Annotated in this window: 12 protein-coding genes and 1 tRNA gene; 2 read left to right on the forward strand and 11 right to left on the reverse strand. The window is 57.2% G+C overall.

Annotated elements, in window-relative coordinates:
- Positions 1-349: 349 nt before the first annotated feature.
- The gene (locus tag ACZ5AL_RS10045) at positions 350-2,296 is read left to right on the forward strand and encodes a M1 family aminopeptidase (protein WP_464510236.1); all 1,947 of its coding nucleotides are present in this window, start codon (positions 350-352) and stop codon (positions 2,294-2,296) included.
- A gap of 120 nt (positions 2,297-2,416) precedes the next feature.
- Here the strand turns inward: ACZ5AL_RS10045 and ACZ5AL_RS10050 are convergent, their stop codons facing one another.
- Together ACZ5AL_RS10050 and ACZ5AL_RS10055 are read right to left on the reverse strand one after the other, a co-directional pair.
- Entirely contained in the window at positions 2,417-3,235 is an 819-nt protein-coding gene (locus tag ACZ5AL_RS10050) for a phosphatidate cytidylyltransferase (RefSeq protein WP_464510237.1), read from the reverse strand.
- Between the two features lie 550 nt (positions 3,236-3,785).
- On the reverse strand, positions 3,786-4,154 hold the full coding sequence (locus ACZ5AL_RS10055; protein WP_464510238.1) for a putative signal transducing protein: 369 nt from the start codon (positions 4,152-4,154) through the stop codon (positions 3,786-3,788).
- A gap of 175 nt (positions 4,155-4,329) precedes the next feature.
- Here ACZ5AL_RS10055 and ACZ5AL_RS10060 point away from each other — a divergent pair.
- A tRNA-Arg gene (locus ACZ5AL_RS10060) sits at positions 4,330-4,403 on the forward strand.
- A gap of 71 nt (positions 4,404-4,474) precedes the next feature.
- On the opposite strand, the gene ACZ5AL_RS10065 is transcribed toward ACZ5AL_RS10060, so the two are convergent.
- From ACZ5AL_RS10065 to ACZ5AL_RS10105, 9 genes are all read right to left on the reverse strand, one after another.
- The gene (locus tag ACZ5AL_RS10065) at positions 4,475-5,845 is read right to left on the reverse strand and encodes a tryptophanase (protein ID WP_464510239.1); all 1,371 of its coding nucleotides are present in this window, start codon (positions 5,843-5,845) and stop codon (positions 4,475-4,477) included.
- A gap of 164 nt (positions 5,846-6,009) precedes the next feature.
- Positions 6,010-6,585: a DUF4252 domain-containing protein gene (locus ACZ5AL_RS10070; RefSeq protein WP_464510240.1), complete on the reverse strand. Its 576-nt coding sequence runs from the start codon at positions 6,583-6,585 to the stop codon at positions 6,010-6,012.
- A gap of 12 nt (positions 6,586-6,597) precedes the next feature.
- A complete protein-coding gene (locus ACZ5AL_RS10075; protein WP_464510241.1) occupies positions 6,598-7,212 on the reverse strand; it encodes a hypothetical protein in 615 nt (204 codons plus the stop codon).
- On the reverse strand, positions 7,199-7,756 hold the full coding sequence (locus tag ACZ5AL_RS10080; RefSeq protein ID WP_464510242.1) for an RNA polymerase sigma factor: 558 nt from the start codon (positions 7,754-7,756) through the stop codon (positions 7,199-7,201). The genes ACZ5AL_RS10075 and ACZ5AL_RS10080 overlap by 14 nt, the downstream gene beginning before the upstream one ends.
- Before the next feature lie 66 nt (positions 7,757-7,822).
- Positions 7,823-9,145 (reverse strand): HD domain-containing protein, encoded by a 1,323-nt coding sequence (locus ACZ5AL_RS10085; RefSeq protein WP_464510243.1) that lies wholly within the window; start codon positions 9,143-9,145, stop codon positions 7,823-7,825.
- A 77-nt stretch (positions 9,146-9,222) separates the two neighbouring features.
- Positions 9,223-9,702, reverse strand: coding sequence for a hypothetical protein (locus ACZ5AL_RS10090; RefSeq protein ID WP_464510244.1), 480 nt, complete (start codon positions 9,700-9,702; stop codon positions 9,223-9,225).
- Positions 9,703-9,768: 66 nt separating this feature from the next.
- Positions 9,769-10,206, reverse strand: coding sequence for an RrF2 family transcriptional regulator (locus ACZ5AL_RS10095; RefSeq protein WP_464510245.1), 438 nt, complete (start codon positions 10,204-10,206; stop codon positions 9,769-9,771).
- Between the two features lie 1,110 nt (positions 10,207-11,316).
- A complete protein-coding gene (locus tag ACZ5AL_RS10100; protein ID WP_464510246.1) occupies positions 11,317-12,609 on the reverse strand; it encodes a M16 family metallopeptidase in 1,293 nt (430 codons plus the stop codon).
- Between the two features lie 96 nt (positions 12,610-12,705).
- Positions 12,706-14,016, reverse strand: a complete 1,311-nt coding sequence (locus ACZ5AL_RS10105) for a M16 family metallopeptidase (protein ID WP_464510247.1) — start codon at positions 14,014-14,016, stop codon at positions 12,706-12,708.
- Positions 14,017-14,036: the final 20 nt, after the last annotated feature.

A 14,036-nucleotide genomic window follows, 5' to 3' on the forward strand; every position in this document is an offset into this window, starting at 1 on the left:
AACCTGTCATGGTGAGCGAAGGCCGACGGAGGAGGCCCATGTAGCCGCCGAATGGCATTCGGTGGAACCATCTCCCCGACGCGCAGCAGGTTCTGAGGAATCGAGCGGCCAGATCTTTATTCGCTACGCTCATCAGTCGCTACGCTCGTGTCAGACTCCGCGCCTCCTGTCCAGCTGTAGCTGCTGAACGCCCGAGAGATGGTGCAACGTGCTCCGGGATGGGCCCGTCGCGCGCACTCTAACTTCAACGAAACACATCCTCGTCATTTCTTGCCCAACCGTTGGCACCAGAATCCACCATGGGCCGTATTTTATCATGTCGATTCCTTGCAACAGATTTCCTCATCTTATGCGCAGTGCTACCCGATGCCTCCCTTGCGTGATCGTATTCATGCTGAGCGGCGTGCTTCTCATCGCTCCGCTTCACGCTCAATCGCCCGACGACTCCACCCCGCGCCCTATTCCGTATCCGGTTACGCCCTCTCAAGCATTCATGGATGCGGTGGAGAAGGAGACGCGGACCCTCACAGGTGAGCCCGGCGAACGGTACTGGACCAACACGGCAACCTACGACATCGACGCCACGCTCGACCCTGAAACAGCAACGCTTACCGGGACCGCCTCCATCCAGTATGAGCACAATGCACCGAGTGAACTGAGCCAGCTGGTGCTTCACCTGCGTCAGAATCTGCATGAGGAGGGGGCCATTCGCAACCGCGAGGTGCAGGTAACGGGCGGCATGGCCGTCAGCCATGTTGTGCTCAATGGCGATACCCTCACGAAAGGTGTTGAAGCACGCCCTCGGTACACCATCGATGGTACGCGTCTGTACATCGACCTAGCTGAGCCGCTGTCGGCATGGGCGGATGCGCCACGTATTGACATCGGCTGGTCGTTTGAGGTGCCCCGCGGCAGTGAGGCGCCGCGCATGGGACGCGAAGACGACCGGACGGTGTTTTACCTTGGCTATTGGTATCCGCAAATGGCTGTGTACGATGACCTGGAAGGGTGGGTCGCAGAGCGCTATCAGGGCGATGGCGAGTTCTACATGGGCTTTGCCGATTACAACGTATCGCTCACCGTGCCCGATGACTGGCTCGTAGCGGCCACTGGCACGCTGCAAAATGCCGATGAGGTGCTGGCTCCAAATGTGCGGGCTCGATTAGACACCCTCTTGGATGCCCGCGACATCGTATCTGTAGTGGAGGCCGACGAACGGGCCGAGGCCACGGCTTCCAGCGATACCGGCACCCACACCTGGCAGTTCGAGGCCGAGCGATCGCGCGACTTTGCATGGGGCACCTCCCCCGACTACGTATGGGATGCCACCACTGCATCCACCGGTGAAGGCGAAACGGAAATCCACGCGCTGTATCGACCGGGTACCGCAACCTGGAGCCGTGCTGCCGAGTATGCGGGCTTCTCGGTCGAGCACCTCTCCGACATGCTCTTGCCCTACCCGTATCCGCACATGACCGTGGTGGAGGGGGTGATCGGGGGCGGCATGGAGTATCCGATGATCACGCTAATTGGCGGCAACCGCACTCCTGAATCTCTTTTTCGGGTCGTCTACCATGAAATCAGTCACATGTGGTTTCCGATGCTGGTGAGCAGCAACGAGAAACGCTACACGTGGATGGATGAAGGCACGACCAGTTTCAACACGAACGAAGGCATGGCCGATTTTTACGACATCAATGCGTGGGCGCCGGGGCGGCAATACTACTACGGATTGGCCGGAACCGATGCGGAGGTGCCCACCATGCGACATGGCGATGAGTATCCGGTTGATGGCAACGCGCGAGTCGTCGCCTCCTACAACAAACCAGGCGTGATGCTGCATGCGTTGCGTGCCATCTTGGGCGATGACACGTTCAACGAAGCCTATCGCACGTATGCCGAGCAGTGGAAGTACAAGCATCCATCGCCCTACGATCTCTTTCATACCTTCGAGACCGTGAGCGACAAAGATCTGGACTGGTTCTGGCGCGGTGCGTTCTACGAAACGTGGGCGCTGGATCATGCCATCGACACGGTGGAGGTGCACGACGGGCAGACGCACATCACCGTGCGCGATAAAGGCAACTTGTCCATGCCGGTTTTTATAGAGGTGGAGTTTGCCGATGGCACCACGCACACCAAACGCGCCGAGGCCGATCGCTGGCTTGATGGCAAAACGCGGACCGTAACGCTTACCGTAGACGGAACCGAACCCATTCGTGTCCAACTGGACCCTGAACAGGTTCTTCCCGATACCGACCGCCAAAATCACCTGTGGATGGCCCCCGTGGAGTGAGGAGCAGCCCGTTTGCGTTGTGCTTCGCAGCCTGAAACCCTGACTTGAGTCCAGAGGGGCACGGTCAGGGGTTCAAGATGGCGGCGTTTGAGTGGGGGGCACAACCATCCGGCAAGCAATTCAAAGCACGATCCAATGGAGGTAGAGCACCGCTACGGGAACGGCGATGGCCATGGCATCAAACCGGTCAAAAAACCCACCATGTCCGGGCAAGAGTCCCCCGGCATCTTTTTGGTTGGCGGTACGCTTGAGCAGGCTCTGAATAAGATCGCCGCACTGTCCGGTGACGGCAATGCCGGCGGAAAGCACGATAATGTGAGGCCATGCTATCGCAGCAAGATCCCATGTATGGTCTACAAGCCCATAGGCGCCTCCAATGAGAAGGGCGCCAGCAATGCCCCCGAGTGCCCCTGCCCAGGTCTTGTTGGGCGAGATCGTTGGAGCAAGTTTGCGACGCCCAAACTGTTTACCGGCAAAGTACGCACCGATATCGGTGGCCCACACAGCGACGACCACCCATGCAGAGAGCGCAAATGCTGCGATGGAGGCGCTAACCAACGCATCACGTAATAGCACAAGCGCAAGCAGTCCTGCCGCTGGATATACGACCCCAAACAGAGTGGTGGCTACGCGCTGCAGATAGTTTTCGGACGTACATACGAACGGGCTTCCTACTAAGCCCACAAGCACCACTGCTAGCGGAAGTCCCCACCATGCCGGGTGCAGCAGGATAATCAGTAGACTGATGCTAATGGTCATGCCCAGCGGATACAACGGCGGGGCTCCAGCGCTGGTGGCCAAGCCATAGTACTCATGCTGTGCTCCCAGTGCAATAAGCGCCACCACGGCAGCAAATGCATAGCCTCCAAGATACAATGCCCCCAGAAAAAGCGGCGCCGCAATTAACCCGGTAACAACACGCTGTTGGAGTTCAGTCAAAGCAGGAACTAATGTTGGTTTTGCGAGAGTGCGTGGTGTTGTGTCACGCCTGATGGTTTGGATCGTCTGCGCCCCCTTAAGCTCCTCTCCTTCGAGCTAGGGTTTATACGCGCTGCTAAGCCTATGAAAGAGGAGTAGCAGAGTTGGGGGAGAGAGACCGCTGGAGCGTCCGATCAGGCGTGGCGACGCGGGGCATCGCCACGAGAGAACGGTTTATACAGATTGTCATCGTACAGTGCCGATCGCCTTTACCCCCACGAATAGCCGTGGACACAAGCGGTCCCCGGGTGGGCCAGGTAGGATGGAAGGCCTATCGAAATCCTATCATTTAGCATCTATCGGTAGCGGTTCAATGATAAGTGATTGACATGTGGGTTACATCATCGCAGCCCGCCCAAACCCCCTCTCCCTACGGGTTTCTCCCCCTTGGGCAAGGGGGAGATGTCGGCAGACAGAGGGGGTTTGACCGAGACCGAGGCTGCAATTTACAATCGCCTCATCACTTAGCGTCTATCCATCAACCATCTACCCACTACCTCAACTTTGGTCTTTACGCGTCAGGATCGTCGTCCTCGTCGTCGGGGACGCTAAAGTCAGTGCGATCATACGCTGAGTCGAGACGCCCCTCGTCTCGCGGGTCGTGGGCGTCGGGGGCATCAGGATCGGCAGCCATAGCAGCCTCTTCCAGTTCCTCGTCAGAAAGAGTTCTTTCGAGGATTTCGCGTGCCGTGTCTACATGATCAGGCGGGACCATGACGTTGACTTCGGCCAGGTCGCTGACGTTCAGATTGAACGCATGGTCGCGCTGCGTGAGCACAACGGCGGGTACCCCGCTGTCGTCAAGGCGATCGCGCACGATATCGGCTTCGTAGTCGGTACCGGAGCTAAAAACGGGTACCCAGCTTTCATATTTTCCCATAGGAACGGAGCATATCTACACGTAAAAAGTGAACTTGCAAGCATAACGCTGCAGGGATGCATGCAATGGATAGTATGCGGTGCGGGATCCCGCACGAATTGATCTACTCATGCGGCGTTCATCAAGACTATCCGGAACAAAGCGTGTGGGGTGACAAGTTAAGCAGTGTGGACACGCGCTCGTAGCTCAGTTGGATAGAGCGTTGGATTCCGGTTCCAGAGGTCGGGGGTTCGACTCCCTCCGAGCGCACACCCCCCTTGAGCGCCGCTAAACTCCAGTTTGGCGGCGCTTTTTGTATTTCGCAAGGGAGTGGCCCTGCACTATGTTGCTTGCGGTGTAAAGTGGGCGGTGAAGTGGCGCAGTTGCTCGGGCTCTTGGGTGATACGATAGCCCGGCAATGTATCGGCGCGGTCTACGATATCCTCGAAGCATTCGATCACATAGTCGATGTGCGACTGCGTGTAGACACGGCGCGGAATGGCCAGGCGCACCAGTTCCATCGAAGCAGGTTGTTCGGAGCCGTCGGGTTGGCGCCCGAACATAACGGAACCGATCTCACATCCACGGATGCCGCCAGTTAAGTAGAGGGCCACGGCCAGTGCCTGTCCGGGGTACTGAAGCGGCGGAATGTGAGGCAAGAGCGCTTTGGCGTCGATATACACGGCGTGCCCACCAATGGGGCGCACGACGGGGATTCCAAGCTCCGTAAGGGCTTCTCCCAGATAGCGTGTAGAGGCCATGCGGTAGTCGAGGTAGTCCTCACGTACGATTTCGCGAAGCCCCTGCGCCATGGCCTCCAGGTCGCGCCCTGCAAGTCCGCCATACGTGGTGAACCCTTCCGTCAGAATCAGTTGATTGCGGGCCTGCTCCGCCCAGGCATCATTGTTGAGTGCAATCCAGCCGCCGATGTTCACGAGCGCATCCTTCTTGGCACTCATGGTCATGCCATCGGCGTGGCGGAATATCTCGCGAACGATGTCTTCGACGCTCCAGTCGGCATACGCTTCCTCACGCTGCTTGATGAAGTAGGCGTTTTCGGCAAAGCGGCACGCATCCATAAAGAGCGGCGTGTCGTAGACCTCACACAGCTCCTTGACGGCTTTGATGTTGGCAAGCGATACCGGTTGTCCACCGCCCGAGTTATTCGTGATGGTGAGCATCACCAGTGGGATCCGGTGGGCCTGCTCCTCTAGCAGGTCCTGAAGGGCTTCCACATCCATATTGCCCTTGAACGGGTGCAGGTTAGCCGGATCGGTGCCTTCCTCGATTACCAAATCAACCGCGTCGGCACCGGTGGCTTCGATATTGGCTCGGGTGGTGTCGAAGTGGGTGTTGTTGGGGATAAGCGTATCTTTGTCGGCCACGATCCCCATGAGAATGCGCTCTGCAGCCCGCCCCTGGTGCGTGGGAATGATGTGCTCGAACGGCATCAGATGACGCACAGCCTCTTCAAAACGATAGTACGACGACGAGCCGGCATAGCTTTCGTCGCCTTGCATGACTCCGCCCCACTGCGCGGCACTCATGGCCGAGGTGCCCGAGTCGGTAAGCAGATCAATGATTACGTCGTCTGCATCCAAATTGAACAGATTGTAGTGGGCCTCCTTGATCAGCGTCTCGCGTTCTTCGCGCGTTGTTAGCCGAATGGGTTCGACGGCCTTAATGCGAAAGGGTTCAATAATTGTATCCATACGAAGGTACGTAGGTTAGGAGCAGATTTGTACGGGAAAGCACAGCTGCAACATACAAAACAGCCATCAAAAAACGACCGCCGGATTTCTCCAACGGTCGTTTTTGCAAAAAGCTACGCTGCTCGGTTGGGGCCACCGACAAAGACGAATGGGCTGTGCTTGTGTTAAGGAGCATTATCAGGTTCGGGGATGTCGTCTAGATCCATCCCGGTGCCGCCCATCACCTTGTCGATGTCTTCAGGTTGTAGTTCGCCTACAATATTGATAAAGAGCATTTTTGCATCGGCAGGGTCTTGCACCAGCAGGGTGATGCCAGCCACGCTGTCGTCGTGGTGGCGCATGTACAGCGACACCTGTTCGTTCTCTTCGCGCACATGCACCACGCGCTCCCAGCCGTTGTCGGTAAGCATCGATGCGAAGGTGCTTAGTTCGTCGGCATGCGTATCTGGATCTACATCATGCATGGAGAAGCCGCGCACCTGGATGGCGCGCAAGTTCTGCATGAGTTGGCCGGCTTCGGCGTTATCTTGTTCGGCACGGCGACTGACCATATCGAGGAGGGCGCCCTGGATATTCACCTCAATGGAGGGGGGAGCCCCCAGCAGCTCTTCAAACTGGTTGAGATCTACGTAGCCGGGGTCATCGGCCACAGAGGACTGCGCAGCAGCGGGCAGCGGGCACACAAGCAGCACGGCTACAAGAAGCGTGCTTATCGCGACAAGGCGGGCAGGCAAAGGCATGAGAGTCAACGGTTAAGGAGTGGAGGCAGGCAGATCCTCCGGATCATCGAACAGGGGCGCCAGAGCGCGATTCATTTCACGCTCGGCAGTAGCTGTGGCCGACTGGCTTTTGTCAGACAGATACGACAGGGCCCACTCCGCCTCGGCCTGAGCCTGGGCTATTTCTTCTTCCGAGTAGGGTGCTTCGGCGGTAGACGTTGTACCGTTTGGTTCCCCATCGGTGAGAGGCATGGCCACGAGCCATGCAAGGACGGCGACCAGGAGGGCAGCGGCGACGGTACTGTACGCGGGCTGCATGAGCACATCGAAGGCTTCAGCTAGCCGGTCGAGCCAGGACGGTGCGCGAGCAGGTTCAGACTGTTCGGTGCTCGCCTGGGCCGAGGCCTCGGCACGCACCGTTTGGTCGAGAATGGCTGTCGTGCACTCGGGGGGACACGCTGGCGTTTCGGTGGCCTGTAGCGTCGTTTGGATGCGCCGGGCCTGTTCGACCTGACGCTTCCAGCGGGGCGCATCGGCACAGGCCGCCTCGAAGCGGGCATGCTCCTTAGGGGGCAGCGAGCCATCAACATAGGCCTCGACCCGCGCGTCCATCCAGTCGTCGGGCGGTATTGCGTTACGTGGGTTCATAATCAAGCAGAGCATCTAATTCGTGGCGTAGCTTTTTGCGTCCGCGGTGAATATACACCTTTACGGTGTTCATGGGCATGTCGAGCGCTTCGCTAATCTCTTTGTACTTCATGTTTTGCACCTCGCGCATCATAACGACGCTGCGGTAGGGCTCGTCAATGTTGTCGAGCGCCTCGTCGAGGTTCGTCTCAAAATCAGCGGCCTCGGCATCGGCATGGGGACTCGACCGTTCGGCGGGAGCCCGGTCGAGGTTCTCTGAATCTACCGTAACCGACTTGCGGCGCGTTTGGCGCTTGCGTAGCAAATCGATGCACGCGTTGCGCGTTACCCGCATCAGCCAGGCGATGGCGCGGTCGTTTTCTACATCGTCATAGTGATCCCAGTAGCGAATAAATACCTCTTGCGTAATGTCTTTGGCTGCCGTATCGTCTTTCAGATAGGCGCTTGCAAAGCCATATACGCGATCTTGGTACTGGTGCACTTTCTCAGTAAAGGCGTCCACAAAACGGCCGGTTGGGTGATGAATCAAAGCCGATGAGGGCATGTGCCCCGTGTGCACCTCCATCACGAATACCCCGTGTGCAGTGTTACAGCAGAAGCAAATGTTGTGCTATGTATTGCGTTGGGGGTCAATAGAAAGCGGGGCTTCTTTGGGATATGCGACGTAGGGTTTGACCACCGTTCCCTTCACATCTGCAATAGAGGCGGTGTCAGAGCGTTCGGAGAGCTCGCGTAGCTCACCTGTACGGCCGATGATGGCAATGGGATCGTGGCTGCTGGCATACGACGAATGACGCGAGTGCCCAACCGCTAAGTAGCTGTCGATATCGTCATTCACCGTGCTTGTGGTAGAGCGTTCGGTTTCGACGAGCCAGTCTGCTACTGTATCCCGCCAGGTGGTGTGTTCTGATTCCGTCGGCGCCTCATCCAGAAAGCGGACCCGAAAGAAGTCGCGATTGATAAATCGCCGTGCCAGGTCGGCCAGCACGGGATCGTTGACCTGCATCCATTGCTTGAGACTAAAGAGCACATCGGTGTCGTCGAGCGCACAATAGCGGGTGCGTACCGGCTCGGCATCGAGGTCGGCTTCGGTTAGGTCGTGCTCCAGAAAAAAGCACAGGTTGGGACTTCCCGTACGCAGCGTCGCGGTCTCTGAAGAGTTGGTGCGTAGGTGACGCCGGGCCCGCTGCAGAGCGGCTTTTAACACATGGTCGCCTGCCAACACGGTTTTGTGCAAGTATACCTGCCAGTACATCAGGCGCCGGGAAATCAGGAAGTTCTCGACGGCGTAGATGCCCTTGCTCTCCACCGTAATGCGGGCATCGTTGCCGCCTTTAAGTGGATGCACCCGCAGGGTTTTGATGAGGCGCTGCACGCCCACCTCGCCCTCTGCTACGCCGGTGTAGAAGGCATCGCGGCGGAGATAGTCAAGACGGTCCATATCCAACTGGCTGGATACGAGTTGATGCAGCCATGGACGCTCGTAAGTATTGTCGAAGATGGCGAGGGTACGGTCGAGGGCCCCACCAAAGCGTTCGTTGAGGTGGACCAGCAGCACGCGACTCATGGCCTCGTGGTGGAAGTCACGGATGAGCGTGTGCTCCAGCGTGTGCGAAAACGGACCGTGTCCGATGTCGTGCAGCAGCGCAGCGGCCAGGGCGGCGGTTCGCTCTTCGGGCGAGATAGGCGTGCCCTTGTCTGATAAGCTGGTCAGCGCATCTTGCATGAGCGCCATAGCCCCCAGCGCATGGTTGAAGCGCGTGTGCTCGGCCCCCGGAAACACCAAATGGCCTACTCCCAGTTGCCGGATACGCCGTAACCGCTGCACCTCGGGCGTTTGAATCAGATCCATGATCAGGTTTTTGGGTACAGAGATGAACCCGTGGACAGGATCCGAAAAGATTTTGAAGCGTTGCTGGGCCGACACATCCATATAGACGAGGGTGCAAACCAAAAATGGTCTGGGGAGCGATTCAATGGTACGTGATTGTCACATAAGCTACTACTCTGTCACACCTGAATGGTATCGTTCAAAATTGTCATCGCGAGGCGAAAGCGTGCGACCGACGTGGCGCTGTGAGCATAGCGAACGAGCACTTCCTCCCTGCGGTCGGTGCGCGTCGCTCCGCTCACAATGACATGATTGTGGGTTTTGTTCGATACGTTAGGGGGCACATGCGTTACCCGATGTTTGATGTTTGACAGAGTAAATAAGATCACGTGCCAACTTGGGGTTTGGCTCCAATGATGGAAAGCATCTGTTCCGGCGTCTCGCACAATGGCTTCAATCTCATCGTTTTGGTGGGTGATGGCATTGTCCCAGGCCACATACACCGTCTCGCGGGAATGCTCGTCCAAAAGCGCCTCCAGCAGTTCAGCAATTTCCTTCCGGCGTTTGCGGGTGCACAGCCGGGACATTCGAGTGCGCCGGTACAACTCGTCAAGTTCCTCGGGAGAAACGTTGCGAACGGCCAGCGGTCGTTGAGGCATGGTTCAAACGGTCGAAGGGGTAGGATGAACATTCCGATCAAACCCCAAACCCACGATTACGCTCACTTACATGGAAGCTTTTAGACGGACGTTGAAGTCGTGAATGCGCGATGACATATCTTTGAGCGAGGTATTTTGAAAGAGCTTCTCTAATCGTCCTCGTTCACTTGCCCAGCTTTCATGGAGAGGACACGGTTCGGCATCGCCACAGCCGGGCAATCCCAACACACAGTCGGTAAAGAGTTCTTCCCCATCAATCGCAACAATGATTTCGTGCAATGTGATGTCTTCCGGGGCTCGTGTGAGAGCAACCCCGCCATTCGGACCTCGGTGCGACATGAGCAGGTCTGCCTTGTTGAGTTGCTGAAAGATTTTAGTGAGATAGGGAAACGAGATATTCAGCTCATCGCTGATGGTACCAATCGATACGTACCCCTCTTCATTAAGCGACGCCAGATAGAGGGTGGCACGCATCCCGTATTCGCAACTCTTCGAAAGCAACATGTAGCGCGGATGGGTTAGCGGATGCAGAGCTATTTCGGACAAACAGGAGCGAAATAACGAAGAACGGCTTTGATGCGTTCCCAGCGGGTAGACCTGCCCACCTCGCGAAAGTTTGTTCGGCTTCACACGAGGAGACCACCTGCACGATGGCACCCACAAATCATTTGTCATGGTGAACACACAACCGTAAGGTACGTGTTTAGCGCGGGGAGAGGGAGACTTGATTTGAGGGGGGATGGGATATTTTGCAGGAGTGAAAACAAGTGCGAAAAGCCCATCCAGCACCACTTCCAAGTTCCTTCTCTCTAGAGGAGGTACGTGTTTAGCGATATGCCACAGATCGCCGGGGACGCAAGCGGTCCCCGGCTATAGGTGTGCTCACATCGTGCCGTTCCATAGCCCGGGATCAGGAGCGAAGCGGATATCCCGGGCGGTCAGTGAACTGCGCTAAACAGATACCGGAGGAGAAGGCCAGGATGAGAGGCGTTCAAATTGCGTTTTTTTGATACATCTGCCTCGCTCTCACCATATCACGTGCCCTGCCTATCCAATCAAAAACACGTCTATAGGGCTTATCCGCATCGCCACGCAGAGAAGGTACGTTCCAGCATCTCTAATAAACCGAGAAGCTCCTGCTCTGCTTCTCTCTCTACTCCGGTTGCGTTGTGTATAAACCGTAACTCCTCTGAGGACGCGTTGTGCTATACATGTATCTGCCGTTGAACGTGCAGAAGCATGGTTATGCCCCTACACGGTCATCCCAGACGGAGCGGAGCGACGATTTGGGATCCATGCCTCAATAGATGGGTGCATGCTGGACGTAAAGGCAGCCTTCAACCGGCGGAATGGATTACTTTGGTCGCTTCGCTCAGCTCCGGATCAGCGGCGCCAGGGGCGCCTGGTCCGGGATGACAGGACGATGGGGAGCGCTGCGCCTTCTGAACCCATAGCACAATCCGTTCTGAGGGGGACTTGAGGACCTCCTTCCACGGTTCCTTCCTCCTCGGAGAGGAAGGGTAGGATGGAGGGGAATCCATCCGGCAATCCCCAAAACTATTGTTGAGGGCACTTACCTGTCATAGCTGAATCTTTGGGTTGCAACGTGCCCCGTTAAATGATGTTATCTTGCGCGGGTTGGGGCACGCTCCCGGCCATCGCCGTATGGAGTGCATCGGGGTCGAAATAGGTGCGTACGGCATTGTTTACCTCGTCGAGTGTGATGGCCTGGATACGCTCAGGAAACTCATCGAGGTAGGCGACCGAAAAGCCTCGTTCGGCATTTGTAAGCAGCGACTGGGCTACGCGACGCGTAGTCGCCAGCCCAACATTGTATGACCCGGTGATGGTCGTTTTTTTGGCGTCGAGTTCGTCGGCAGTAGCGCCTTCTTCCACAAAGTCGCGCACCACCGAACGGGTCGCTTCCAGCCCGGCATCGAGGGCATCCGGGCTCAGTGTAACCGCAATGCGCCAGGCGCCATCGTATTCGGTGCTGATGCCAGAAAACCCAGAGCGGATGCCATAGGTAAGTCCCATCTCGTCGCGGACGGTAGCCATGAGCCGGGCTGAGAAGTTGCCACCTAAGATGTAATTCCCCACATACAACGGCAGATAATCGGGGTCATCGCGGCGCAATGCCAGCGCGTGTCCAAAGCGCACATCAATGTTATCGCGGTCGGCCATGGGGATGGCAACATCACCGGGTGTGCATGCCATCGCTTCGGTGGCGTGGGTTGGCGTGGGGGCTGTGCCGCTCCAGTTACCAAATGCCGATCGCACGGTCTCTTCAATGGCTGTATGATCCAGATCGCCCACTACAACCAGCGTGAACGCGTGGGGTGTGATGTGTTGACCATGATACGCTTGCAGATCGGCCTGCTCGATTTGCTGCAGTGCTTCAATCTCGTCTTCAAAGTCACGGCTGTAATTCGGGTGGTCTACCGAGAACAGGCGCTGCATGAGCCGTCGCCCGGCATGCGCTCCGGTTTTCTGCATGGAGCGCTGCACCTGCGCCAGTTGTTGCGCCTGCACCTTGGGAAACTCCTCATCCGGAAAGGACGGTGCGCGCAACATATCCGCACACACGTCGAAAACGGTTGCGGCATCGTCGGTTAGCATCTGGCCCGACACATCCACATACAGCCCATCACTAGAAACAGAAAGCTGGGCGCCTCGATCTTCAAGGAGCGCAGCCAGCTCGAACCGATCGTGTGTGGTTGTGCCCTTGTCAAGCATACCGACGGTAAGCTGCTGTATCAGATCACCGTGTGTGCTCAGGTTTGGGTGCGTTCGAAACGAGCCGCGCCATGACACAAATCCTTCAACGGGCATCTGAAGGGTAAGCAGACGACACGGTCCTACCGGACGATCGTGCACGCGGTCGGCAAACGAAGGGGAAGAGGTCATAAACACAGATTGCCAGTCAAAATAAAAAGGCCATTTACTGCACGGAGCCCCAACCAGGGACACTCCGTTTAGCGGATGACAGAGCGCACGTCACCGTTACGCTTCTGGGATGTACCAGCCTACGGTGTTTTTGGTAGGCTTCAGGTATGTTTGAGCCACATCCTGAACAGCCGCAGGTGTTACCGCACGAATGCGATCCAGGTAGGTGGTATAGAGGGTCCAATCGCCCACCGCAATGGCTTCGTTGAGTTGTGCAGCAATGCGGTACGGACCGTCGCGGCCGTATGCTTCTTTGGCTACCAGTTGCCGCTGGGCCCGTGCTATCTCTTCCTCGGTAACCCCCTCATCCTGAATGCGCACGATCTCTTCGTTCATTGCCGCTTCGACCGTTTCGTGGGTCGAAGACGGTGTAAGAAAGGCAAACAGCGAGAATAGGCTTGGATTGCGCAACCGGAAGTTAAACGCAAACACATCGGTGGTGAGCTCTTGGTCGGTGCAACGCTGGTAGAGGCGACTGCCCTTTCCAGCGGCCAGAATGCGGGCCAGCACATCAAGCGCATCAGCAGCTTCGGTGCGCCCATGAGGCACCTTGTAGCTAGACAACAGTGCACCCAATTGGCCGTCTTGGTGCACGTTCACGCGCCGTTGCCCCCGCTGCTCGGGCTCACGCGTGGTTACATCTGGGATGTCGTGTGAAGCAGCGGGAATGGTTCCGAAATGCTCGGCCACTTCGTGGAGTGTTTGCTCGGTATCGTCTACCGCTCCGATGAGGCTGAGCGTCGCGTTGTTCGGCCAGTAGAACGTGTCGTAGAAGTGGCGCAGGTCTTCCGGCTGCATAGATTCGATGTCGCTACGCCATCCAATGGTCGGATGGTGGTACGGATGTGCGACATAGGCCGTGCTCCACACTGCATCGAATAAACGACTGTTCGGATCGTTTTGGCCGCGGTCATACTCATTCAAGATGACGGTGCGCTCGGCCTCTACGTCGGCGGGATCGAGCCGAGCATTGCGCATCCGGTCGGCCTCAATGTCAAGGGCCAGGCCTACGTGCTCACGCGGCAACATTTCGTAATAGTTGGTGCGGTCGAGCCAGGTGGTGGCGTTTACCTCGGCCCCCACCCGCTGGAGTGTATCAAAAATGGATGTGCCTCGCTCTTTGTTGAAGCGTTCGGTGCCCTTGAACATGAGATGCTCAAGCATGTGCGTAGCCCCGGTGTGGCCGGTACGCTCGTTGCGGCTGCCCACATGATACGTAATCATGACACTGGTGACAGGAGCGCCCTGCAAGGGATACAACAGCACCTGCAGTCCGTTAGCCTCCAGCGTATACTGGCGGATGCCCCCCGATTCTTGGACGAACGTAAACCCTTCAACGTCGGCGGGGGCGGTCACAGAAGAAGCCATGCGCGTGGCGGTAGATATTC

The sequence above is a fragment of the Natronotalea proteinilytica genome (assembly GCF_055379935.1).